Source organism: Arthrobacter sp. JUb119, assembly GCF_024807995.1.
GTDB lineage: Bacteria > Actinomycetota > Actinomycetes > Actinomycetales > Micrococcaceae > Glutamicibacter.
In genome coordinates this window covers 117,961-139,284 of record NZ_JANUFE010000005.1, presented here as the reverse complement: position 1 = coordinate 139,284, position 21,324 = coordinate 117,961, and the positions used below count along the sequence as shown (strand labels likewise).

Here is a 21,324-nt window from a genome sequence, read left to right as displayed (position 1 = left end):
TTCGCCGGCTCCATAGGTGTTCCGGCACCAGCGCGAACTGAGATGCCCGCCTGGGCGGTCGATGCCATCGACTGCCCAGGCGGGCATCTTTGCTTGCGTGCCGGAATCGCCAAGCGCGGCTAGTCCGCCGCGGCCACCAGCTGGCGTCCCAGCTCGCGGGCCGCCTCCTGCAATACCGGCACCGCGCTGACGATGAAGGCCTCGTCAACGCGGGTCACCGGCCCGGAAACCGAGATGGCCATCGGCGTTGGCGCGCCCGGTACTGGCACGGCGATGCAGCGAACCCCTAGTTCCTGCTCTTCCTCGTCGATGGCGTAGCCGCGTTCGCGGGTGGCCTCGACATCGGTGAACAGCTTGCCCAGGGTGGTGATGGTGTTCGCGGTCTTCGGGGGCATGCCCGCCTGCGAGACCAAACGCTGCACGCGCTCGTCATCCAGCACCGAGAGCACGGCCTTGCCGACCCCGGAATTGTGCAGCATGGCGCGGCGTCCGACTTCGGTGATCATGCGCATCGAGTGGGCTGACTGCACCTGGGCGATGTAGGTGACCATGTCTCCGTCGAGCACCGCGATATTCGCCGATTCGCCCAGCTTCGCGACCAGATCCTTCAGCGCAGGGGAGGCCAAGGCGCCCAGCTGGCGGTTGGCTACCTCGCCCAGCCGGATCAGCCGCGGGCCCAGTGAATAGCGGCGGTTGGGCAGCTGGCGCACGTAGCCCACTCCGACCAGGGTGCGCAGCAGGCGGTGGATGGTCGGCAATGGCAGGGGAGTATCGGCGGCAAGCTCGCTGAGCGCGGCTTCTCCGCCGGCACGGGCGATGACTTCCAGGAGCTCGAAAGCACGTTCGACGGACTGGACGCCGCCGGTGGTGGACTTGCTGGAAGTCTGCGTCATCTTTGCTCCTAATAAAGGCACTGGTTTCGGAAGAGGGCTACGCATTACTTCTACGATGCGAAATCCTAGTCCCAAGAATAGCGCAGAATCAGGCTTTTCTTCCACGATCCGATATTAACTCGGCAAAAAATCGTGCCGGGCGCCACAAAACACTCTTGCATTTTCATTTTGAGGATAATAGTATCCACTATACGGAAACTTTTACAGGAGGATCAGATGGCAGCACCAAGCCCGGGATATTCACTCACGCTTCGCGTCCAGACACCTGCGTCGATTACCGCTACCAGCGAGCTGGCCGGCGCGGTCGGTTCGGCCGGCGCGCACATCACCGCCCTGGATGTCACCGAGTCCAACCACACCCACATGGTGGTGGACGTTTCCTGCAACACCACCGACGTGGCCCACGGCGAGACCGTGCGCGCGGCGCTGGATAACCTCGATGGCGTAAGCGTGCGCAACGTCTCGGACCGCACCTTCCTGATGCACCTTGGCGGCAAGCTCTCGGTGACCCCCAAGGTCGCCCTGCGCAACCGCGATGACCTCTCCCGCGCCTACACCCCGGGTGTCGCCCGCGTCTGCATGGCCATCGCCGAGAACCCTGCCGATGCGCGCAACCTGACGGTCAAGCGCAACACCATCGCCGTGGTCACCGACGGCTCGGCCGTGCTGGGGCTGGGCAATATCGGCCCGGCCGCAGCCCTGCCGGTCATGGAAGGCAAGGCGGCGCTGTTCAAGCAGTTCGCCGATGTCGATGCCTGGCCGGTCTGCCTGGACACCCAGGACACCGAGGAGATCATCATGATCGTCAAGGCGCTGGCACCGGTCTACGGCGGGGTGAACCTCGAAGACATCGCCGCCCCGCGCTGCTTCGAAATCGAGGCCCGGCTGCGCGAAGAACTGGACATCCCGGTCTTCCACGACGACCAGCACGGCACCGCAATTGTCACCCTGGCCGCGCTGCTCAACGCGGTGAAGGTCGTGGACAAGAAGATCGAGGACCTGCGCATCGTGGTCTCCGGGGTCGGCGCGGCCGGCAACGCGATCATCCAGCTGCTCATGGCCCGCGGCGCGCAGAACATCATCGCCTGCGGACGCAATGGCGCGATCACCCGCAACGAAGCCTACGCCGATGCGCACCGCACCTGGCTGGCGGAAAACACCAATCCGCAGAACTTCACCGGCACCCTGAAGGAAGCCATCGCCGGCGCGGACGTCTTCATCGGCGTCTCGGCCCCGAACGTGCTGGACGAAGCCGATATCGCCGCCATGAACGAGCGCGCCATCGTCTTCGCCATGGCCAACCCGGATCCCGAGGTGGACCCGGAACTGGCCGGTCGCCACGCGGCGGTGGTCGCCACCGGGCGCAGCGACTTCCCCAACCAGATCAACAACGTCCTGGCATTCCCAGGTTTCTTCCGCGGGCTGCTGGATGCAGGCGTCACCGAGATCACCGACGCCATGCTCCTGGCCGCCGCGGACGCCATTGCCGCGCGGGTCAGCGAATCAGAGCTGAACCCCGGATTCATCATCCCGTCGGTATTCGACCCACAGGTCGCCTCCGATGTGGCCATGGCAGTGCAGGACGCAGCCGCCGCCAAGTAGGCGCTGCGCAGCAAGACCTTAGGGTGCATGTCAACGCACCCTTCATTGGAACAGAGCACAAGAAGTTAAGGAACAACCCATGAGTATTGAAATCACCAGCATCCCCGACGCCGCCGATGCCCAGCAGATCCTCTCGGGCGAAGCGCTGGCCTTCATCGAGAAGCTGCACCAGAAGTTCGCTGGCACCCGCGATCAGCTGCTGGCCGCACGCGGCGTGCGCCGCCAGCAGTTCTCCGATGCCAAGTCCATCGACTTCGATCCGCAGACCGAATCCGTGCGCACCGGCGACTGGAAGGTCGCCGAAGCCCCAGAGGCGCTGCGCGACCGCCGCGTGGAGATCACCGGCCCGGCCTCCCCGGCCAAGATGGCCATCAACGCGCTGAACTCCGGCGCCAAGGTCTGGCTGGCCGACCTGGAAGATGCTTCCACTCCGAGCTGGTTCAATGTCATCGATGCGATCTCCAATCTCTCGGCCGCCGCCCGGGGCACCTTGGCCTTCACCGATGCGAAAACCGGCAAGTCCTACGCGCTGCGCACCGACGCCCCGCGCGCGGTCGTGGTGGTCCGCCCCCGCGGCTGGCACCTGCCGGAGAACAATGTGCTCATCGACGGCAATCCGGCGGTCGGTGCACTGGTCGACTTCGGCCTGCACTTCTTCCACAATGCCAAGGTGCTCGCCGAATCGGGACAGGGCCCGTTCTACTACCTGCCGAAGATGGAGCACTACCTGGAATCGCGCCTGTGGAACGAGGTCTTCACCTTCGCCCAGGCCGAGCTGGGCATCGCCCACGGAACCGTGCGCGCCACCATGCTCATCGAGACCATCCCGGCCGCCTTCCAGATGGAGGAATTCCTCTACGAGCTGCGCGAGCACGCCTCTGGCCTGAACGCGGGCCGCTGGGACTACCTGTTCTCCATCATCAAGACCTTCCGCGAAGCCGGCGAAGCGTTCATCATGCCCGACCGCTCGGCCGTATCGATGACCGCGCCGATGATGCGCGCCTACACCGAGCTGCTGGTCAAGACCTGCCACAAGCGCGGGGCTTTCGCCATGGGCGGCATGGCGGCGTTCATCCCGAACCGCCGCGAACCAGAAGTTACCGCCGCCGCCTTCGACAAGGTCCGCGAGGACAAGTCCCGCGAGGCCAACGACGGATTCGACGGCTCCTGGGTCGCCCACCCTGACCTGGTTGAGCTGTGCAAGGAGATTTTCGACGCGAAGCTCGGCGAGAAGCCGAACCAGATCGACCGCCAGCGCCCGGAGGTCGAGGTCACCGCGGCCCAGCTGCTGGACGTGGCCAGCGCTCCTGGCGATGTCACCGAGGCCGGCGTGCGCGCCAACCTCTACGTGGCCGTGAACTACGTGGCCGTGTGGCTCTCGGGCAACGGCGCGGTCGCCATCCACAACCTGATGGAAGACGCCGCCACCGCGGAGATCTCGCGCTCGCAGATCTGGCAGCAGATCCGCAACCAGGTGGTCGCCGCCGACACCGGCAACACCATCACCGCCGAACTGGTTGCTGGCATTCTCGCCGAAGAGGTTGAACGCCTGCGCGCGGAGGTCGACAATGAAGAGCACTTCAACGCCTACTACCAGCCGGCAGCGGAACTGATCGCGAAACTGACCAGCGGCAAGGACGAGGATTTCGCGGACTTCCTCACCACCCCAGCCTACGAACTCTTGGAAAAGGAATACGTGACCAAGCCATGAGCAACACCTTCGATGAGTCCACGCTTGCCAGCGTAGAAGCAAAGCTGGCAGCCACCGACCGGCTGCTGGAAACCTCCTACCCGGGGGATACCGGAGCCCGCCAGCCGATCCATACCGTGTACGTCCCCGGGGACAAGTACACCGTGGACCTCCCAGAACGTTGGGGCCACAATGCAGTAGCCACTGCCGGAGGACTGATTGGCCTATCCGCCTTGGCGGCCAAGCTCAAGCTGGCCGAACCAGAGCGCTTGGCGGAACTGGTTGGCGCGAAGCTGGCAAGCGAACCCATCGAAGATCTGCGCCTCGATTTCGAGGACGGCTACGGCAACCGCACGGATGCGGAGGAGGACGCCGCAGTGCTTGCCGCGGCCGACTCGGTATCCGCCGCGGTGGCCGCCGGCAAAGCCCCGGCCTGCATCGGCATCCGCTTCAAATGCTTCGAAGCACCCACCCGGGCCCGCGGGATCCGCACCCTGGACCTGTTCATCACCCGGCTTCTGGCCAACGGTCCGCTGCCCGAGGGCCTGCGCCTGACCCTGCCCAAGGTGACCACCGTGGCCCAGGTCGAGTCCATGGTCTACCTGGCCGAGAAGCTGGAAGAAGCCCACGGGCTGGAAGCCGGACGCATCCGCTTCGAAGTGCAGGTGGAAACCCCGCAGGTCATCCTGGCCGCCAACGGAACCCATCCGGTGGCCCAGCTGATCGCCTCGGGCAAGGGCCGGGTATCCTCGCTGCACTACGGAACCTACGACTACTCCGCGTCGCTGGGCGTGGCCGCCGGATACCAGTCCATGGAGCACCCGGTAGCGGACTTCGCCAAGGACGTCATGCAGGTGGCCGTAGCCGGCACCGGGGTGGAACTGTCCGACGGCTCCACCAACATCATCCCGGCCGGCGACCCGGAGAACATTGCGGCCGCCTGGGAACTGCACGCCCGCCTGGTCTCCCGCCACCTGTCCCGCGGCATCTACCAGGGCTGGGACATGCACGAGAATCAGCTGGTCACCCGCTACCTGGCCACCTTCGCCTTCTTCCGCGAAGGCCTGCAGGCAGCCGGAACCCGGTTGCGCAACTACGTCCACCAGATCAACTCGGCCATCATGGACGAGCCGGCCACCGCACGGGCCCTGGCCCGCTACATCCACCGCGGGGTGGCCTGCGGTGCGGTTAGCGCCGACGAGGTCACCGAACTAGCCCAGATCACCCTGCCCGAACTCGAGGCGATCGCCTTGAACCGCTCCCACGCCTAAGGACAACACCATGACTGTTCCAGCCATCCAGAACTCCTCGTCGTACTACTCGGACTTCGGCGGCCACCCGCCGCAGAGCGATCTGCTCACCGACCGGGCCATCGTCACCGAGGCCTATACCGTGATCCCCAAGGGCGTGCTGCGCGACATCGTCACCAGCGTCTTCCCCGAGTGGACCAACACCCGTGCCTGGGTGCTCAACCGCCCGGTCGCCGGCGGGGCCACCACCTTCTCCCAAGCCATCGTGGAAGTCGCCCCTGGCGGCGGCGCCACCAAGCCGGAGCCGCAGGCCCAGGTGCAGGGATTCATCTTCGTGCTCACCGGGCAGCTGACCCTTCTCATCGAGGGCACCGAGCATGTGCTGGTGGACGGCGGCTTCGCCTACCTGCCAGCCGGCGCTACGTGGTCCGCCCGCAATGACGGCACCGAGACCACCAGCTTCCACTGGCTGCGCAAGCGCTACGAAGTGCTTGAAGGCGTCGCCGCACCGGCTCCCGTGGTGGGCAATGAGCGCGACATCGAACCTGGCCCGATGCCGGGCACCGATGGCAAGTGGCGCACCACCCGCATGCTCGATCCCAACGATGTGGCCTTCGACTTCGGCGTGAATATCGTGACCTTCGAACCGGGCGCATCCATCCCGTTCGCCGAAACCCACGTCATGGAGCATGGCCTGTACGTGCTTGAAGGCAAGGGCGTGTACCGGATGAATGGCGACTGGGTCGAGGTCGAAGCCGGGGACTACATGTCGCTGCGCGCCTTCTGCCCGCAGGCTTGCTACGCCGGCGGCCCGGAGAACTTCCGGTACCTGCTCTACAAGGACCAGAACCGCCAGATCGCGTTGTAAGCGTTCATTTCCAGAGACTGCCGGGGCCGCACCCCGCGCTGACCCGCCGGCCATCGGCGCACCGTGTCCATTTCATGTTCCAGTGATGTTTCTTTTGCTCGGACATGGTGGGCTGACGGCAGGGTCGCGCGGGATGCGGCCTTCGGTTTTGGCGACCCGGGGCTGTTTCGTGAAGATCCAAGGATCACTTGGAACCGCTCATCGAAACCATCGGCAATACCGGGCGTCATCCCGGCAATCGCGGGGAGCACGGAATCGTCCAACGTTGGACGGGTTGGAATTGGGACTCATCACTGGAGTCGCGGGCAGTACTTGAGTTATTTCCGAAGGCTTGGCCTGTTTGGGACGTGCCCCTATGCACCGGGCGCGAACTGGATGCGAACGCAGCTCGATGTTGCAGGTCGAGACGGGGCAGCGGATGCCCTCGTTGCCAACTCGCAGGCATCAGTGCCGCAGCAGCTAGAACTCTTCAGCGTCAACCTTGGCCGGAGCATCTGCTGCATCGCTGCTCAAAATCAACCGCCGTTCCAAACGGGTGAGATTTCCCGGCGAAGGATCAAGTCGTGCTGGTTCCAAGGCGGCCGCTAATGCCGCGCCAACCGCTTCCTCGTCCAAGTTCATTCCCACGGCGACCAGCGCGTCATTGGCCGGATCGCTGTGGGCCGTTGCTTTCGCGAAATGGATCTGCCGGCCCACCATATTGACCAGGAAACGCTGCGTGCCGCGATCGGTGCGCAGTTTTACATGCCCCTTGAGCCGGTAGGCCGCAACCGGCGGGTGCTCCAGCAGGTCCAAGAGGGCACCCGGATCCGCCGCTTCGGGGCAGCGCACCGTCACCGCGTTGGCGTGCGGAGCATGCTCGTGGTCGTGGTGCGGGCGGGAGGCAGCCGCCAACGGCAACTCGTCGATCGGGTCTTCGTTCAGGGCGATGTCGAAGACCAGCTCGGGGTCTATGGCGGCGTGCGACGCCGGGATGATGGCAACGTGCGGGTTGATTTCGCGGATCCGTCCGCTGATCCTGGCCAGGACCGCGTCGCGGTGTTCCGGGGCAATGCGGTCCAGCTTGTTGACCACCGCCATGCTGGTGGCGCTGAAGCGGGCCGGGGCCATCGCCGCGGTATCCACGTTGTGCTCATGCTCCACCGCGTCGATCACGTCGATGATGCCGCCGAAGCGTACCCCGTGGGCCTTGCCGAAACGCAGCAGCCGATCCACGTTCAGCGGGTCGGCCGCGCCGCTGGCCTCCACGATGATGGCATCCAGGCGCAGCTTCGGCTGGCCCAGCTTCTCCAGCAGCTCGTCCAGGCCGCTGCTATCGGACAGGCAGCAAACGCAGCCGCCGGCAATGGATTCGGCCGCATCGATCTGGCCGGTGATCAGCCCGGTATCCACGTTGACCTTGCCGATGTCGTTGATGATGACCCCGACGCGGGTACCCGGGCGGGTCAGCAAGCGGTTGAGCAGGCTGGTCTTGCCTGCACCCAGATATCCGGTGAGCACGATGACAGGGATCAATGCCGGCTCCTTTTCACTTCGACAAGCGGGCCGAATCCATTCTCCTTGCAGGGCCAACCGTTGCCGCGTGCTGACACGCCTGCCAGAAGATGGTTACCAGGAAGGCAAAACCGGAATCGGGCCATCGGCCTCGATATGCCGGGCCTGGCCGCGGGCCAGCCATTCGATCAAGCCTTCGCGGTCCGAGCGCACCTTCAGCGCGCCATCGCCGATGACCCATTCGTCGCCCTCTTCGGTCACCAGCGTCATGCCCGGAGCGTTCTTCACGCGCATGGTCCGCACGGCGGCCTCGACGGCGTTCTCCTGGGAATCCGGATCGGCTTCCTCGATGGTCCACGCGGTATCCAGATCATGGTGGTGGATGACCACCTCTGAGATGCGCAGGGCCACGATGGAGGTCGCCGGAATGATCTTGCCGTGAAGGTCCACCTCTTCCACGGCCAGTTCGCCGCTGAGCCGTTCGCACTGCTCGGCGAAGTATGCGGCGGCGTCCTGGAACTTCTTGACCAGTTCCTCGCGCGGCAGGGCCGCCAGCTCGTCGATCTCCGCGTCGCGGGCCTCGCGCGAGGCGTAGAGCTCCTGCGGTTCTCCGCTGGTGGCCCAGTCGATGAGCTTGACCAGGCTCCGGCCGTTGGAGGCCAAGTGCGCAATGACCTGCGCCCGGCTCCAGCCTTCGCACAGCGAGGCGGCGGCCATTTCTTCGGTGGACAGGGTTTCGATCGTGGCCGACATCATCGCGGTTTCGCGGTTGAGTCGTGACAGGTCCGAGTGCAAACGAGCAGTATTGATCATGAAGTCACCCTACCAACGCGGGCGCTCCAGCAGTACGGGTTACGCCATAGATATCGAAAGCGACTCGATTCATATCCGCGCCGTGCGGGCCCTGGCGGTGCCTGGCTGCGACGGCAGGAAGCTGTCCAGCAGAACACGTGCCAGGCATGCTTCTTCAGGAACCAGCAGCCACGTAGCCTAGGGGGAGAAGCAAACGACCAGGAAAGCAGTCCGATGGCGAAGAAAAAGAAGAAGCAGAAGCCCAAGCAGGGGCATCCGGCACGCCTGCAAGAGGGCGTCGTCTCCCTGGACCGGGTGAAGGTGGGGCGCGGCCTGGACGCGCTCACGCCGCAGTTCGTCCGCTGGTTCTCCGAGAACCGCGATGACCCAGAACTGGCCCTGATGGTCCTTGCCGCAGTGCGCGAAACCCTGGGCATCTACGCCGAAGTCGTCGGCCTGGACAAGGTTACCGATTTTGATCCGCCCAAACTGCTGGCAGTGCTCAGCTCGATGATTGAATTCGAAGAGGCCGAGAATCCCGATGCCGCCGATAATGGGCTGGGAACCATGATCTATATGGCCTGGGCGGATTACGTCGAGTTCTTGCGCGATGCCGGTCTGTGGGAGCGCGAGGCCGAAAGCCTGGAGTGGTTCCGGAAGTCGCTGGAAGCCCAGGATCCATTCGCCGGTGATGACGGCATCGATGAAAACGATGAAATTGACGAGATCATGGCATCTGACGAGGCCTCTCAAGCGGCCCTGGCTGAAATCGCCGCCATGCCGATCAGCAAGCTGGGCCGTGCCTTCTTGGCTTGGACCCTCACCGAGGGCAAGAATCTGTGGGCCAGCTTGCCGGCGTCTGAATTCTTGGAAACGGCCGCAATAGCGCTCGCCGACCAGCTGCCTCCGGAAGTCCACGAATCGCGCAGGGGCCTGATGGTTGCGGTCGTGCTCTCGGCACTGGAATCGGTCAGCGCCATCAAGCTGCCCGAACAGGGCAAGCCGGAGCGCGGCGTGACGTACGAAGACATCATGCAGCATGAAGACGCCGACTCCTTCGAGCCGAACTTCTACTTCATCCAGGCCTGCCTGGACTCGTTGCTGGAAAAGCCGGAAGGCGGCGATGACGCCAGCCTTGAAGCCTGGGGGCTGGCAGCGTTCTGGATCGTCGAGGGGATCGAAGGCAACCCGCATCGCGTGGCTGACCCGCGAGATGATCAATGGTCGCCAAAGGTATGGGAAACCGCGCATGTGCGCATGCATGAACTGCGCGTACTTGGCCTTATCGAAGATGGCGAAGCGTACTCGGTGCCCACTATCGTCCGCCTGGCGATTACCGACGTTGAACAGGACCTGCTCGATGAGGATGAATTCGACGACACCGATCTCGACGCGATGTTCGGGCCGGACGATGACGAGCCGAAACGCCTGAAGCGCGAAACACCGTATACCGGCAAGGTGCTGCAGCTGAAGCTGACCCTCAAGGACGCCAAGCCGCCGATCTGGCGTCGCGTGCTGGTGCCCATGGACCTGAACCTTGGCGACCTGCACGACATCATCCAAGCGAGCTTCGACTGGTACGACGGGCACCTGCACAGCTTCTACGAGGGTGGCTTCGGCGGCACTTCATATGGTCCAGAGATTGACGACATGGACTACCAGAAGAACGAAGCGGAAACCCTGGTTTCCTCGTTGCTGCAGAAGGAAAAAGACCGCCTGGATTACCTGTACGACTTCGGGGACAACTGGGAAGTGCGCATCGACGTCGAGAAGATCCTGGATGCCGATGGCGGCCAGCTGCCGCGATGCACCGGCGGCCGGCGCATGGCTCCGATGGAGGACAGCGGCGGGATCGGTGGCTGGGAAGCCAAGCTGGATATTCTCGATGATCCGACGGACCCGGAGTACGAGGAAGTGCAAGACTGGCTTTCGAACTTCGGTTACGAAGAGGAATACGAGATCGATCCGGCGTATTTCAACAAGGACGAAGTCAATGCCCACCTGGAGTTCGAGTTCTAGGCGGCTGATTCAAGCCAGTGAAAATGCCCGTGGGTTGCCAAACTTTCAAACTTGGCAACCCACGGGCATTTTTGGTTTTCGGCTGGTTGGCCCTCTGGCCTAGTCGTCGTCTAGCGCGGCTCCATGCGGCGTCGCTCCGCCTTCATCGGTCCAGTCCTGGCCAACTTCATCATTCAAAGCAGGGTCGGAAATGGTATCGGGCTCTTCGGCCTCTGCCTTGTGCAGTCGGGCTTCAGGGTTGTTCTCGCTCATAAATCCATCCCTCTCGTTGCTTGGAATGCCAACCTAGCAAGAACCGCTGGGCATCAGAAGCTGCAGAACCCGCTTTTCAGGAACCCCTAAGGTAAACGTCAGCGCGCTTGGCTCGGGGCCACAGTCGATGCACGGATAACGAGCTTGGGAGTGAAAACGAATTGCTCGCGGACCGCTTGATCGCCCGCTTCTGCTTCGCGCAGCAAGACGTCGACAGCGGTTCGCCCGATTTCTTCTGCTGGCTGGCGCACGGTGGTAATCGGGATGACGGCCGACTCGGCGAAGTCGATATTGTCGTATCCCACCAGAGCAATATCCTCGGGAACACTGAGTTCGCCGGACATCACCAGGGCCTGCAGTATGCCCAACGCGAGCAGGTCGTTGGCCGCAAAGATCCCGTCGGGGCGCTGTGCAGGATCCATGGCAAGAATACGCTCTCCGGCTGCCCGTCCTTCCAGCACAGTCAGGTTCTTGGTAGGCATGTGCTCCAGCACGGCATCCGGGGCTTGGGCCAATACCGATTGGGCTCCCGTTAATCGGTGCTGGACCTGTTCGATGCTCGGCGGTCCGCCGACGAAGGTGATCCGCTTTCTGCCAATGTCCAGCAGGTGCCGTACGGCAATTCTTCCGCCTTCCACATCGTCCACGGAGACCGATGAAAAGCTGCGGTCGCCACTTCCGCGGTCCACCAGCACCACTGGCGTGCCCGCTTCGCGGATCCGCCAGAGCCGGCTCAAGTCGCTGTGCAAGGGGGAGATGAGTACTCCGGCGACGCGTTGCTCTTCGAAGAGATCCAGCAGTTGCTGTTCGGTGCTCAGGGAATTGTCGCTGGCTCCCATCAGCACGGTGTAGCCGTTGTCCAGGGCACGATGCTGGGCGCCCTGGGTGACGTCCATGAAGAACGGGTTGCGTGCATCGAGGACGACGAGCCCGAAGCTCCGGCTGCGGCCGGCACGCAGTTGCCTGGCCGCATCGTTGCGGACAAAGCCGAGCTTCTCGATGGCTGCGGTGACCTTGGAAACGGTGTGTTCGGAAACAACCTGGGGCCGGTTGAGCACGTTGGAGACGGTGCCTACGGAAACGCCCGCCTCGGCGGCAACTTCCTTGACGCTGACGGCCACAGAGCTTTCCTGTTCTTCGGTGAGTTGTTCTTCTGCGAGTATAACTGGCGCACGGATGGGAACTGGAATCCCGACAGCTTTTTGAAAGGATTCAAAAGAATGCGGCATTCGCTCGACCGACCGCTTGCAATTCAAGTGTGACCTGCTCTACACTCGAATTTCGAAGCGATTGAAACGATTCATTTTTGTGCAAAGCGAATCGGATCGCACAGTTTTGCCCACCCAGTTCCAGCGCTCCGGAAGAGTAGTACGATGCGAGTTTGCTTTCAATTGCAGGTCAATCCCGACCTGATCGACGAGTATGTGTCGCGCCACCGGGAAGTGTGGCCGCAGATGCTCCAAGCCATCGAAGAAGCCGGGCGTCGCAACTACTCACTCTTTCTGCGCGAGGACGGGTTGCTGATCGGCTATTACGAAACCGATGACGACAGCGCTGCCCAGGCCGCCTTGGACTCCGACCCGCGCACCTCAGCGTGGGAAGCGGAAATGAGCCGATTCTTCCTCAGCCTGGGCGGCCGGCCAGATCAGCAAGCGCCGCGTCTGCGCGAGGTCTTCAATCTCGAAAACCAGCTGGCCGCACTTGCCGCATCCCAGCAGTAGTAGCCCGCAGAATTACTAGAAATGGAGAGTTCCATGAGCTCGAAGCTGAGCCCTGAGCACCTGCAAATCCTTGACCGCCTTGCCATCGAAGTCCCTTCCTGGGCCTATGGAAATTCGGGCACTCGCTTCAAGGTCTATTCGACCCCCGGGACCCCGCGCGATCCCTTCGAAAAAATCGCCGATGCGGCTGAAGTCAACCGATTGACCGGACTGGCTCCCTCGGTGGCCCTGCACATTCCGTGGGACAAGGTCGAGGACTTCACCGTGCTGCGCGAGCATGCAGAAGGCCTGGGCGTCAGCCTCGGAACCATCAATTCGAATACCTTCCAGGATGACGATTACAAGTTCGGCGCCTTGACCCATGAGGATCCGAAGATCCGCCGCAAGGCAATCGACCACCACCTCGAATGCATCGACGTAATGGATGCCACCGGAAGCCAGGATCTGAAAATCTGGCTGGCAGAGGGCTCGAACTATCCAGGCCAAGCGGATATGCGCGGGCGCCAGGACCGGCTAGGCGATTCGCTGGCCGAAATATATGCGCGGCTTTCCGGAGAGCAGCGCCTGGTGCTGGAGTACAAGTTCTTCGAACCGTCCTTCTACCACACCGACGTGCCCGACTGGGGAACGTCCTATGCCCAGGTTGCGGCCTTGGGGGATCGGGCCATGGTTTGCCTGGACACCGGGCACCATGCGCCAGGCACCAATATCGAGTTCATCGTGATGCAGCTGCTGCGGCTTGGCAAGCTCGGATCCTTCGACTTCAATTCCCGCTTCTACGCGGATGACGACTTGATCGTTGGCTCGGCAGACCCGTATCAGCTGTTCCGCATCATGGCCGAGGTGATCCGCGGTGGCGGACTGGACCAGGACACGCCTGTGGCCTTCATGCTCGATCAGTGCCACAACGTGGAGAACAAGATCCTGGGCCAGATCAGAAGCGTCCAGAACGTGCAGGAAATGACGGCCCGGGCGTTGCTGATCGACCGCGTAGCGCTGACTGAAGCACAGATCTCCGGTGATGTCCTGGCCGCCAACGAGATCTTCATGGATGCCTTCTACACCGACGTGCGGGCCGACCTGGAAGCATGGCGCGCAACGCGCGGCCTGCCAGCCGATCCGATGCAGGCCTTCCGCGCCTCCGATTACCAGAGCCGAATCGAAGCATCGCGCGCTGGTGGCGTGCAAGCAGGATGGGGAGCCTGATCATGAGCACCGCAGCAAAGAAGCGCGGCATCTCCGGATGGAAAGCCACCATTGCCGTAGCCATGAGCAATTACATAGAAGCCGGAGCCATCATTGCGCTGGCCACCAGCCTCAGCCTGTGGCAGGGCGCGTTCGGATTCGACGACGCGCTGGTCGGTGTCATCGCTGCCGTGTCGGCCAACGCGTTCGGCGCGGCCCTGGGTGCGCTGATCGGCGGACCGCTCTGCGACCGTCTGGGCCGCAAGTTCATCTATACCTACGACCTGATCGTGTTCATGGTCGGCGCCCTGATGATCACCTTCTCCTCCGGTACGAGCCTGCTGATCATCGGCGTGGTCCTCATGGGCATTGCCGTGGGCGCAGGCGTTCCAGCCTCCTGGACCTACATTGCCGAGGAGGCTCCGCAGGAATCGCGTGCTGCGCACGTGGGCACCGCTCAGCTGGCGTGGTCGATTGGCCCAGCCATCGGTTTCGCGCTGGCGATCCTGGTTGAGCCTTGGGGCGTGAACGGCTCCCGGGCAATCTTCTTCCATCTTTTCCTGATCGCCGCTGTCACTTGGTGGGTCCGCCGCGGATTGCCCGAGTCCAGGAGGTGGAAGGAGCAGCGTGCCGCGGAAACGGCTGCTGGCGTGAAAGCCTCGTTCTTCTCCGGCATGCGCGGGCTGCTGGCCGACCGCCGCAACTGGAGCGCGCTCTTCTTCCTGCTCGGCGTCTATGGGCTATGGAATACCGTGGCAGGGCAGGCTGGCATTTTCCAGCCTCGCGTCTATGCTGCCGCTGGCGTTGAATCCGCTACCCAGCAGAACCTGCTCCAGGTGCTGGTCTGGGTGCTGACCGCCGCCGCAACCTATTTCGGATTCATGAAATACGGAGACCAGGTCTCGCGGCGTTGGCTCTACTTCGGTGGCGCCCTGCTGGGTGTTGCGGCCTGGACCGTGCTGATCTTCGCTCCTCCAGGTGCCTTCTCCCTGCTGTTCTACGCAGTGGCCTGGGGCATCTCGGCGGGTATCGGCGCGCAGGCTTTCTACGGGCTATGGACCGCGGAGCTCTTCGCCACGCGCTACCGCGCCAGTGCACAGGGCGTGCTGTTCATGCTTGCCCGGGTGCTTGTCGGACTGCTCTCGTTGGTGTTCCCGGTACTGCTCACCAACCTGGGCTTGGAAAAGCTTGGCCTCCTGATCATCGGCCTGCTGGTCGTCGCGTTGCTGATCGGCACCATTTGGGCGCCGGAAACGCGAGGCAAGTCGCTGGAAGAGATCGAACTGGAGCGCTATGGATATGAAACCAGGGCCACCAAAGTCGACGCCTGAGAACCACTGCCCCCATGCACATTAACGAGTCGGAAGACAAGAACACCATGAGCAACACCATCGCGACACGCACCACCGCACAGGAACTGATTCAACGATCCAACCGGTTGGGTGCAGACAAGAAGAACACCAACTACGCCGGTGGAAACACCTCGGCCAAGGGCACCGCGAAAGACCCGGTCACCGGTGAGCAAATTGAGCTGCTCTGGGTCAAGGGATCGGGCGGGGACCTCGGCACGTTGACCGAAAAGGGGCTGTCGACTCTGCGCCTGGACCGCATGCGATCGCTGGTGGACGCCTACCCGGGCGTGGAGCGCGAAGACGAGATGGTCGCGGCCTTCGATTACTGCCTGCACGGCAAGGGAGGCGCCGCGCCATCCATTGATACCGCAATGCATGGGCTGGTCAACGCAAACCACGTCGACCACTTGCACCCGGACTCCGGCATTGCCATTGCCACTGCCAAGGACGGCCGGGAGCTGACCGCAAGGATCTTCGGCGACAAGGTGGCTTGGGTGGACTGGCGCCGCCCCGGCTTCCAGCTGGGACTGGATATCGCCGCGATCAAGGACGCCAATCCGCAGGCCGTGGGCTGCATCCTCGGCGGCCATGGCATCACCGCTTGGGGCGATACCTCCCAGGAATCCGAGGCCAACTCGCTATGGATCATCGACACCGCCGCTGCCTACCTTGACGAGCACGGCGCACCGGAGCCCTTCGGTCCTGTGGTTCCAGGATTCGAGCCGCTGGACGAGGAGGAACGCCGGACCCGCGCCGCCGCATTGGCCCCGAGCATCCGCGGCCTGGCCAGCACCGACAAGCCCATGGTGGGGCACTTCAGCGATGACCAGCGAGTCCTGGATTTCCTCTCGCGCCAGAAGCTGGCGCAGCTGGCGGCCCTGGGCACCAGCTGCCCGGACCACTTCCTGCGCACCAAGATCAAGCCGATGGTGCTGGATCTTCCCGCTACCGCAGGCGTATCGGAGCAGATCGCGCGCCTGGAAGAACTGCATGCGCAGTACCGTGCTGACTACCAGGCCTACTACGAGGCCCACAAGGACCTGGACTCTCCGGCGATGCGCGGGGCCGACCCGCTGATCGTGCTGGTCCCGGGCGTCGGCATGTTCTCCTATGGGGCGAATAAGCAGACCGCACGGGTCGCTGGCGAGTTCTACCTCAATGCCATCAACGTCATGCGCGGCGCCGAAGCGGTCTCCAGCTATACGCCGATTTCCGATGCCGAGAAGTTCCGCATTGAATACTGGGCGCTGGAGGAAGCCAAGCTGCAGCGCATGCCCAAGCCCAAATCCCATGCCGGGCGCATCGCCCTGGTCACCGGTGCCGCGTCGGGCATCGGCAAGGCCGTGGCGCAGCGGCTGGCAGCCGAGGGAGCCTGCGTGGTCATCGCAGACCTGGATCTGGACAAGGCGCAGGCCGCCGCGGCGGAGCTGGGTACAGCAGATGTGGCCGTTGGCGTCGCCGCCAACGTGGCCGATGCGCACGCCGTGCAACGTGCCATCGATGAGGCGGTGCTGGCATTTGGCGGATTGGACCTGGTGGTGAACAACGCGGGCCTCTCGCTTTCGAAGCCCTTGCTGGAAACCACCGAGGCCGACTGGGACCTGCAGCATGATGTGATGGCCAAGGGATCGTTCCTGGTTTCCAAGGCCGCGGCCAAGGTGCTGATCGAGCAGAAGCTCGGCGGCGATATCATCTATATTTCCTCCAAGAACTCGGTCTTCGCAGGTCCGAACAATATTGCCTACTCGGCCACGAAGGCCGACCAGGCGCATCAGGTGCGCTTGCTGGCCGTAGAATTGGGCGAGCATGGCGTGCGCGTGAACGGCATCAACCCCGATGGCGTAGTGCGCGGCTCCGGGATCTTCGCCTCCGGCTGGGGTGCCCAGCGTGCGGCGACCTATGGCGTGGCAGAGGAGGATCTGGGGCAGTTCTACGCAAACCGCACGATCCTGAAGCGCGAGGTCATCCCGGAGAACATTGCCGATGCCGTGTTCGTGCTGACCGGGCCGGAACTGACCCGGACCACCGGATTGCACATTCCGGTGGATTCCGGAGTGGCGGCAGCCTTCCTGCGATGAGCAAGCAAGCAGAGAGCGCGCCGGTCGCAGCTATCGACCTCGGCGCCACCAGCGGACGTGTCATGATCGGCCAGATGGTGGACGGGAAGCTCCAGCTCACTGCCGTCCACCGTTTCGCCAACGGACCGGTTCCGCTGTCGAGCCTGGAACCAGGGGCGCGGCAAGAAGCGCTGGCCTGGGATATCGATGAGCTCTGGGCGCAAATTCGCCACGGCCTCTCGCTGGCTTTCGCGCAGCGCGGGGATATCGCCAGCATCGGGGTGGACTCCTGGGCGGTGGACTATGCGTTGCTCAAGGACGGCAAGCGCCTGGGAGAAGTGCGGCATTACCGGGATCCGCGCAATGAGCGCGCGGTTGCTGCGCTGGAACAGAAATTCAGCCGGCGCGAGTTGTTTGCACGCAATGGGCTGCAATTCCTTCCGTTCAACACCGTGTACCAGTTGCAAGCCGAGAAGTTGGAAAACCGGTTGGCGGACGCCGAGGCGCTGCTGCTGGTTCCCGACTATTTCAACTGGATGCTCACAGGGCATCGGCGCAGCGAGTGGACGAACGCTTCCACTACCGGGTTGCTGAACCACAGCACCGGTACATGGGACGAGGATCTGGTTGCTGAACTGGGGCTTTCGGGAAAGCTCGCGCAGCTAGTGCACCCTGGCCAGCCGGTGGGCGCACTGCTGCCCGAGCTGGCTGCGGAATTCGGAGCCAGCCACGAAGTCCAGGTAGTGGCGGTCGCTTCCCATGACACGGCCAGCGCAGTGGTCGCGACCCCGCTCTCCAGCGGGCAATCCGCCTATATCTCTTGCGGAACGTGGGGATTGGTTGGTGTGGAGCTGGACCGCCCGGTACTCACCGAGCAAGCGCATCAAGCGGGATTCACCAACGAGCTGGGGCTGGATTCCAGTGTCCGGTTCCTGAAGAACGTCGCCGGAACCTTTCTGCTCAGCGAGTCGATCCGCCAATGGAACGACGACGCGGAAGCCGCCGGAAGGGAAGAAACCAGCTTGGAGCAGCTCCTTGCCGAGGCCGCGGAATTGCCTGTTCCGCAGGTGCTGATCGATCCTCAAAGCGAGCGGTTCCTGGCTCCTGGCCAGATGGCCCAGCGCATCTGCGATGCGGTGGAAGCCGCCGGCGGGCAGCGCCCGTGCTCACCTGCCGAAGTGATCAGGGTGGTCGTCGAGTCGCTGGCTCAGAGTTTCGCCCGCCAAGCTGCAGAAGCCGCGCGGTTGGGTGGATTCGAGCTGGAGAACATCCATATTGTCGGAGGCGGCTCGCAAGGCCAGCTGCTGTGCCAGCGCACTGCAGACCATGCGCGCGTGCCGGTCATTTCCGGACCCGTGGAATGCACCGCCCTGGGCAACGTGCTCGTGCAGTTGCAAGCGGCTATGCCTGCGGGCGGTGATGCATTGAACCTGCGCGACGTGGTGCGCGACTCGGTGCCGCTAGGCGCCTACGCCCCGTCGCAGGCCCTGAAGCTGGCCTAGATCCGTGTGGGATATCTAGGCCGTCGTTGACCCTCCAGCCCGATGGGGCTGGAGGGTCGAACTTTTTACACCTTGCGCTGCACGAATACCACGGCATCCTCCAGGGTCGCCGGATTGCCATCGGGACCGATGATGGTGCGTTCGCGGACCTCGGCGCACAGCACCTCCCACTGCGCCGGATCCAGAGCCAAAGCTTCCAGTTCCTCTTCGGGGCTGGGGAACACGGGCATCTGGTGATCGGGCTTGCTGGCGAAGGACGGCATCGATGCATGGGACAGGGCCAGCAGGTGGCCGCCGGGTGCGACCAGGGTCGCTGCCTTGCGCAGGAAGCTGGCGCGAGGGAATTCAAAGGGTGCCTGGAAGAAGCTCAAGGTCACCAGGTCGAAGGTTTCCCCGGTATTCCACGCAGCCAGATCCGAGGCGATGAAGCGGGTCTGCCCCGCGTCCAGACCGTGCTTGGCCGCTTCTTCCTGCGCGCGCTTCACCGCGGTGGGCGAGATGTCGACCCCGGTAGCCTTCCAGCCATGGGTGGCCAGCCACAGCGCATCGCCTCCCTCCCCGCAGCCGATATCCAGCGACGTGCCGGGGGCCAGCGGGGCGACAAGGTTCTCGATGACCTGGTTGACCTTGCCTGACCAGACCCGCTCGGACTGGCCGTAGTGGTTCTCCCAGAAGGCGACATCATCATGTTCTTTGGTGTGGTGTTCGTGGTGGTGGCTCATTTTCGTTGTTCCCCATTCGTCAGTAAGGCCGTTGTTATCGACCCTACTGACGATCGACCCCATGCGCGATCAGTTTTGCGCCAGAGGCAAGAATCGCTGCTCCTACCTTGCACTGACCTTGCCGAAGAGCCGGGCAATGGATGCGAGGATCATTGGCCGGCAGGCCAGCCAGGCGCCGGCGATTACGAGCAGCGAGAGCGCGAAGAAGAGCAGTCCGGTCCAGTTATCCGCGTACGCGGCTGGATCCGTGGAACCCTGGGCCGCGTACATGTGGTTCAGGTTGCGCAGCGCCCCGGTGGAGAACACCAGGATCACGTGCACGAGGATGAACACAGCGAAGTACAGCATGGTTGGGAAGTGCAGCGCGCGGGCAACCTCGATCGGGTACTTCGCGGTCAATGCTGGCATGTTCTTCGGCCAGAAGGCGCTGAGCCGGAAGCCGGTGATCGCCGCGACCGGGGCCGCGATGAATACGGTGGTGAAGTAGGCCAGCTGCTGCAGCGAGTTGTAGTTCACCCAGCCGTTTTCGGTGGGCCAATCCAGCGTCAGGTACTGCAAGGCCGCCGAAATCGCGTTGGGGAAGACCTCCCACGACGTCGGGACGATGCGCATCCAGTGGCCTGTGGCGAACAGCAGCACGAGGAACACCAGGCCATTGATGATCCACAGCAGGTCTAGACCCTGATGCAGCCAGAGGTTGATGCTCACCTTCGGGCTGCGCTTCGAGGACCAATAGGCAGGCGGCTTCTTCTGGTGCCTGACCAGCATGCCAGAACGGATGATCAGGACCATCAGGAAGAAGTTGAAGAAGTGGTTCCATGCCAGCCAGCCAGGGAACCCGAGAGGTGCCGAGTCCGGCAGGTGGTACTCACCCGGGTAGCGTTCCATGAATGACTCCACGGCATCGATGCCGGCAATGCCGCGGGCAACGAGCACCACGGCGGTGGCGATGCCCAAGGCGCAGAATGCGCCAAGGATTCCAGCCAGCACCCACTGCTTGGTCGTCAGCGGGCCATGCTTGGCCGCTTCTTTCTTGCTCTTTGCCGCTGCCTGGGGTGCCGGCTTGGTCGCGCGCCCGGCGGCCGGCGCGTTACTTGCCGCGGCTGCTGGCGCGGCAGGTTCCTGCGCACCCATGCGGGTACGGGCAGGAGCAGCCTGCGCCTCGGCGGCCGCAGGCTCCGAGGCCAGCGCGGCGCCGGATGCCTGGGCCACCGGATCTGCGGGTGCTGGCTCTGCCCTCGGCGGGGTGGCCGGTGCGGCCTGGGCCTGGGCAGCTTCCGCAACCGGTGCCGGCGGGAGCGCAGGCGCTGGAGCCGCTGGAGCTGCGGCAACAACGGGAGCTGCCACGAATGAACTTGGCGGCCACGGTTCTGCACCGGCGGTGCGCGGCAGGCCACGGCGAACTGCTGGTGCCCCGGCACTGGAAACCGCTGTGGCCGGGGCGGTACCCGCGGTGGCAACTGGTTCGGGGGCCGCCGGCGCTGATTCAGCTACCGGTTCGGCAACCGGTTCGCCAACTAGCTCGGCAACCGGCTCGGGTGCTGGTGCAGCGGAAGCGTTCTGCGATGCGGCTGGAGCGTTCGCGGCGACCGGCGTTCCCGCAGGCGGCCACGGCCCGCCGCCGGCAACCCGTGGCAGGCCCTGGCGAAGAAGCCCGGCAACCGCGCCCTGATCTGCAACAGGTTCCGCGGCCGGTGCGCTGGCTCCGGAACTAGCAGATGCTTGGCCAGGCGTTGGTTCCGCAGGCACCGACGGGCCAACGGGCTGGTCGAGAACTGGTTCTGCAGCATCCTCGACCGCGCTAGGCCCTGCCGGGACCGCGGCGCCTGCAGCGGGAGCGAACAGCTCGGCTGGCGGCCAGGGATCGCCGCCTGCCACGCGCGGCAGCCCCTGGCGGATGGATTGGTTTGGTGCGTTCATGGCGA

The 21,324-nt window shown here is 63.8% G+C and carries 18 protein-coding genes; 11 read left to right on the top strand and 7 right to left on the bottom strand.

The features are described 5' to 3' along the window. Positions 1-119 precede the first annotated feature (119 nt). Positions 120-893: an IclR family transcriptional regulator gene (locus tag M2368_RS13835; RefSeq protein WP_402697091.1), complete on the bottom strand. Its 774-nt coding sequence runs from the start codon at positions 891-893 to the stop codon at positions 120-122. Between the two features lie 216 nt (positions 894-1,109). Between M2368_RS13835 and M2368_RS13830 the strand changes: the two genes are divergently transcribed. The 4 genes from M2368_RS13830 to M2368_RS13815 all read left to right on the top strand — a co-directional run bounded on the left by M2368_RS13830 (position 1,110) and on the right by M2368_RS13815 (position 6,303). After that, positions 1,110-2,495, top strand: a complete 1,386-nt coding sequence (locus M2368_RS13830) for an NAD-dependent malic enzyme (protein WP_332486400.1) — start codon at positions 1,110-1,112, stop codon at positions 2,493-2,495. 79 nt (positions 2,496-2,574) lie between these two features. Next, entirely contained in the window at positions 2,575-4,206 is a 1,632-nt protein-coding gene (gene aceB / locus M2368_RS13825) for a malate synthase A (protein ID WP_402697093.1), read from the top strand. Next, positions 4,203-5,456, top strand: coding sequence for a DUF6986 family protein (locus M2368_RS13820; RefSeq protein ID WP_105656507.1), 1,254 nt, complete (start codon positions 4,203-4,205; stop codon positions 5,454-5,456). The genes aceB and M2368_RS13820 overlap by 4 nt, the downstream gene beginning before the upstream one ends. A gap of 10 nt (positions 5,457-5,466) precedes the next feature. Continuing rightward, entirely contained in the window at positions 5,467-6,303 is an 837-nt protein-coding gene (locus M2368_RS13815) for a bifunctional allantoicase/(S)-ureidoglycine aminohydrolase (RefSeq protein ID WP_105656506.1), read from the top strand. A 459-nt stretch (positions 6,304-6,762) separates the two neighbouring features. On the opposite strand, the gene M2368_RS13810 is transcribed toward M2368_RS13815, so the two are convergent. Together M2368_RS13810 and M2368_RS13805 are read right to left on the bottom strand one after the other, a co-directional pair. Continuing rightward, the gene (locus tag M2368_RS13810) at positions 6,763-7,818 is read right to left on the bottom strand and encodes a CobW family GTP-binding protein (protein ID WP_498724606.1); all 1,056 of its coding nucleotides are present in this window, start codon (positions 7,816-7,818) and stop codon (positions 6,763-6,765) included. 93 nt (positions 7,819-7,911) lie between these two features. Next, the gene (locus tag M2368_RS13805) at positions 7,912-8,610 is read right to left on the bottom strand and encodes a maleylpyruvate isomerase family mycothiol-dependent enzyme (protein WP_105656504.1); all 699 of its coding nucleotides are present in this window, start codon (positions 8,608-8,610) and stop codon (positions 7,912-7,914) included. Between M2368_RS13805 and M2368_RS13800 the strand changes: the two genes are divergently transcribed. Together M2368_RS13800 and M2368_RS13795 are read left to right on the top strand one after the other, a co-directional pair. Then, positions 8,609-8,791: a hypothetical protein gene (locus tag M2368_RS13800; protein ID WP_388024788.1), complete on the top strand. Its 183-nt coding sequence runs from the start codon at positions 8,609-8,611 to the stop codon at positions 8,789-8,791. The genes M2368_RS13805 and M2368_RS13800 overlap by 2 nt on opposite strands. A 32-nt stretch (positions 8,792-8,823) precedes the next feature. Beyond that, positions 8,824-10,608: a plasmid pRiA4b ORF-3 family protein gene (locus M2368_RS13795; RefSeq protein WP_332486409.1), complete on the top strand. Its 1,785-nt coding sequence runs from the start codon at positions 8,824-8,826 to the stop codon at positions 10,606-10,608. A gap of 99 nt (positions 10,609-10,707) precedes the next feature. Here the strand turns inward: M2368_RS13795 and M2368_RS13790 are convergent, their stop codons facing one another. Together M2368_RS13790 and M2368_RS13785 are read right to left on the bottom strand one after the other, a co-directional pair. After that, a complete protein-coding gene (locus tag M2368_RS13790) occupies positions 10,708-10,860 on the bottom strand; it encodes a hypothetical protein (protein ID WP_166650735.1) in 153 nt (50 codons plus the stop codon). 98 nt (positions 10,861-10,958) lie between these two features. Continuing rightward, a complete protein-coding gene (locus tag M2368_RS13785) occupies positions 10,959-11,981 on the bottom strand; it encodes a LacI family DNA-binding transcriptional regulator (RefSeq protein WP_498724605.1) in 1,023 nt (340 codons plus the stop codon). A gap of 252 nt (positions 11,982-12,233) precedes the next feature. Between M2368_RS13785 and M2368_RS13780 the strand changes: the two genes are divergently transcribed. From M2368_RS13780 to M2368_RS13760, 5 genes are read left to right on the top strand one after another with little or no spacing between them, the layout of a single operon-like run. Further along, positions 12,234-12,581 (top strand): L-rhamnose mutarotase, encoded by a 348-nt coding sequence (locus M2368_RS13780; RefSeq protein ID WP_498724604.1) that lies wholly within the window; start codon positions 12,234-12,236, stop codon positions 12,579-12,581. Positions 12,582-12,614: 33 nt separating this feature from the next. Further along, a complete protein-coding gene (rhaI, locus tag M2368_RS13775) occupies positions 12,615-13,787 on the top strand; it encodes an L-rhamnose isomerase (protein ID WP_498724603.1) in 1,173 nt (390 codons plus the stop codon). A 2-nt stretch (positions 13,788-13,789) separates the two neighbouring features. Beyond that, positions 13,790-15,097, top strand: coding sequence for an MFS transporter (locus M2368_RS13770; protein ID WP_332730802.1), 1,308 nt, complete (start codon positions 13,790-13,792; stop codon positions 15,095-15,097). Between the two features lie 47 nt (positions 15,098-15,144). Next, positions 15,145-17,196 (top strand): bifunctional aldolase/short-chain dehydrogenase, encoded by a 2,052-nt coding sequence (locus M2368_RS13765; protein WP_498724623.1) that lies wholly within the window; start codon positions 15,145-15,147, stop codon positions 17,194-17,196. Next, complete coding sequence (locus M2368_RS13760) at positions 17,193-18,677, top strand: rhamnulokinase (protein ID WP_332730803.1); 1,485 nt, start codon at positions 17,193-17,195, stop codon at positions 18,675-18,677. The genes M2368_RS13765 and M2368_RS13760 overlap by 4 nt, the downstream gene beginning before the upstream one ends. 65 nt (positions 18,678-18,742) lie before the next feature. Here the strand turns inward: M2368_RS13760 and M2368_RS13755 are convergent, their stop codons facing one another. Both M2368_RS13755 and M2368_RS13750 read right to left on the bottom strand, forming a co-directional pair. Beyond that, complete coding sequence (locus M2368_RS13755) at positions 18,743-19,399, bottom strand: class I SAM-dependent methyltransferase (RefSeq protein WP_105656498.1); 657 nt, start codon at positions 19,397-19,399, stop codon at positions 18,743-18,745. Between the two features lie 102 nt (positions 19,400-19,501). Continuing rightward, positions 19,502-21,319, bottom strand: a complete 1,818-nt coding sequence (locus M2368_RS13750) for a cytochrome b/b6 domain-containing protein (protein WP_105656497.1) — start codon at positions 21,317-21,319, stop codon at positions 19,502-19,504. Between the last annotated feature and the right edge of the window lie 5 nt (positions 21,320-21,324).

Bases quoted from the DNA above. Each gene is read 5' to 3' on its own strand.
- M2368_RS13835 (WP_402697091.1), bottom strand. From the start codon at position 893: ATGACGCAGACTTCCAGCAAGTCCACCACCGGCGGCGTCCAGTCCGTC.
- M2368_RS13830 (WP_332486400.1), top strand. From the start codon at position 1,110: ATGGCAGCACCAAGCCCGGGATATTCACTCACGCTTCGCGTCCAGACA.
- aceB (WP_402697093.1), top strand. From the start codon at position 2,575: ATGAGTATTGAAATCACCAGCATCCCCGACGCCGCCGATGCCCAGCAG.
- M2368_RS13820 (WP_105656507.1), top strand. From the start codon at position 4,203: ATGAGCAACACCTTCGATGAGTCCACGCTTGCCAGCGTAGAAGCAAAG.
- M2368_RS13815 (WP_105656506.1), top strand. From the start codon at position 5,467: ATGACTGTTCCAGCCATCCAGAACTCCTCGTCGTACTACTCGGACTTC.
- M2368_RS13800 (WP_388024788.1), top strand. From the start codon at position 8,609: ATGAAGTCACCCTACCAACGCGGGCGCTCCAGCAGTACGGGTTACGCC.
- M2368_RS13805 (WP_105656504.1), bottom strand. From the start codon at position 8,610: ATGATCAATACTGCTCGTTTGCACTCGGACCTGTCACGACTCAACCGC.
- M2368_RS13795 (WP_332486409.1), top strand. From the start codon at position 8,824: ATGGCGAAGAAAAAGAAGAAGCAGAAGCCCAAGCAGGGGCATCCGGCA.
- M2368_RS13790 (WP_166650735.1), bottom strand. From the start codon at position 10,860: ATGAGCGAGAACAACCCTGAAGCCCGACTGCACAAGGCAGAGGCCGAA.
- M2368_RS13780 (WP_498724604.1), top strand. From the start codon at position 12,234: ATGCGAGTTTGCTTTCAATTGCAGGTCAATCCCGACCTGATCGACGAG.
- rhaI (WP_498724603.1), top strand. From the start codon at position 12,615: ATGAGCTCGAAGCTGAGCCCTGAGCACCTGCAAATCCTTGACCGCCTT.
- M2368_RS13770 (WP_332730802.1), top strand. From the start codon at position 13,790: ATGAGCACCGCAGCAAAGAAGCGCGGCATCTCCGGATGGAAAGCCACC.
- M2368_RS13765 (WP_498724623.1), top strand. From the start codon at position 15,145: ATGAGCAACACCATCGCGACACGCACCACCGCACAGGAACTGATTCAA.
- M2368_RS13760 (WP_332730803.1), top strand. From the start codon at position 17,193: ATGAGCAAGCAAGCAGAGAGCGCGCCGGTCGCAGCTATCGACCTCGGC.
- M2368_RS13755 (WP_105656498.1), bottom strand. From the start codon at position 19,399: ATGAGCCACCACCACGAACACCACACCAAAGAACATGATGATGTCGCC.
- M2368_RS13750 (WP_105656497.1), bottom strand. From the start codon at position 21,319: ATGAACGCACCAAACCAATCCATCCGCCAGGGGCTGCCGCGCGTGGCA.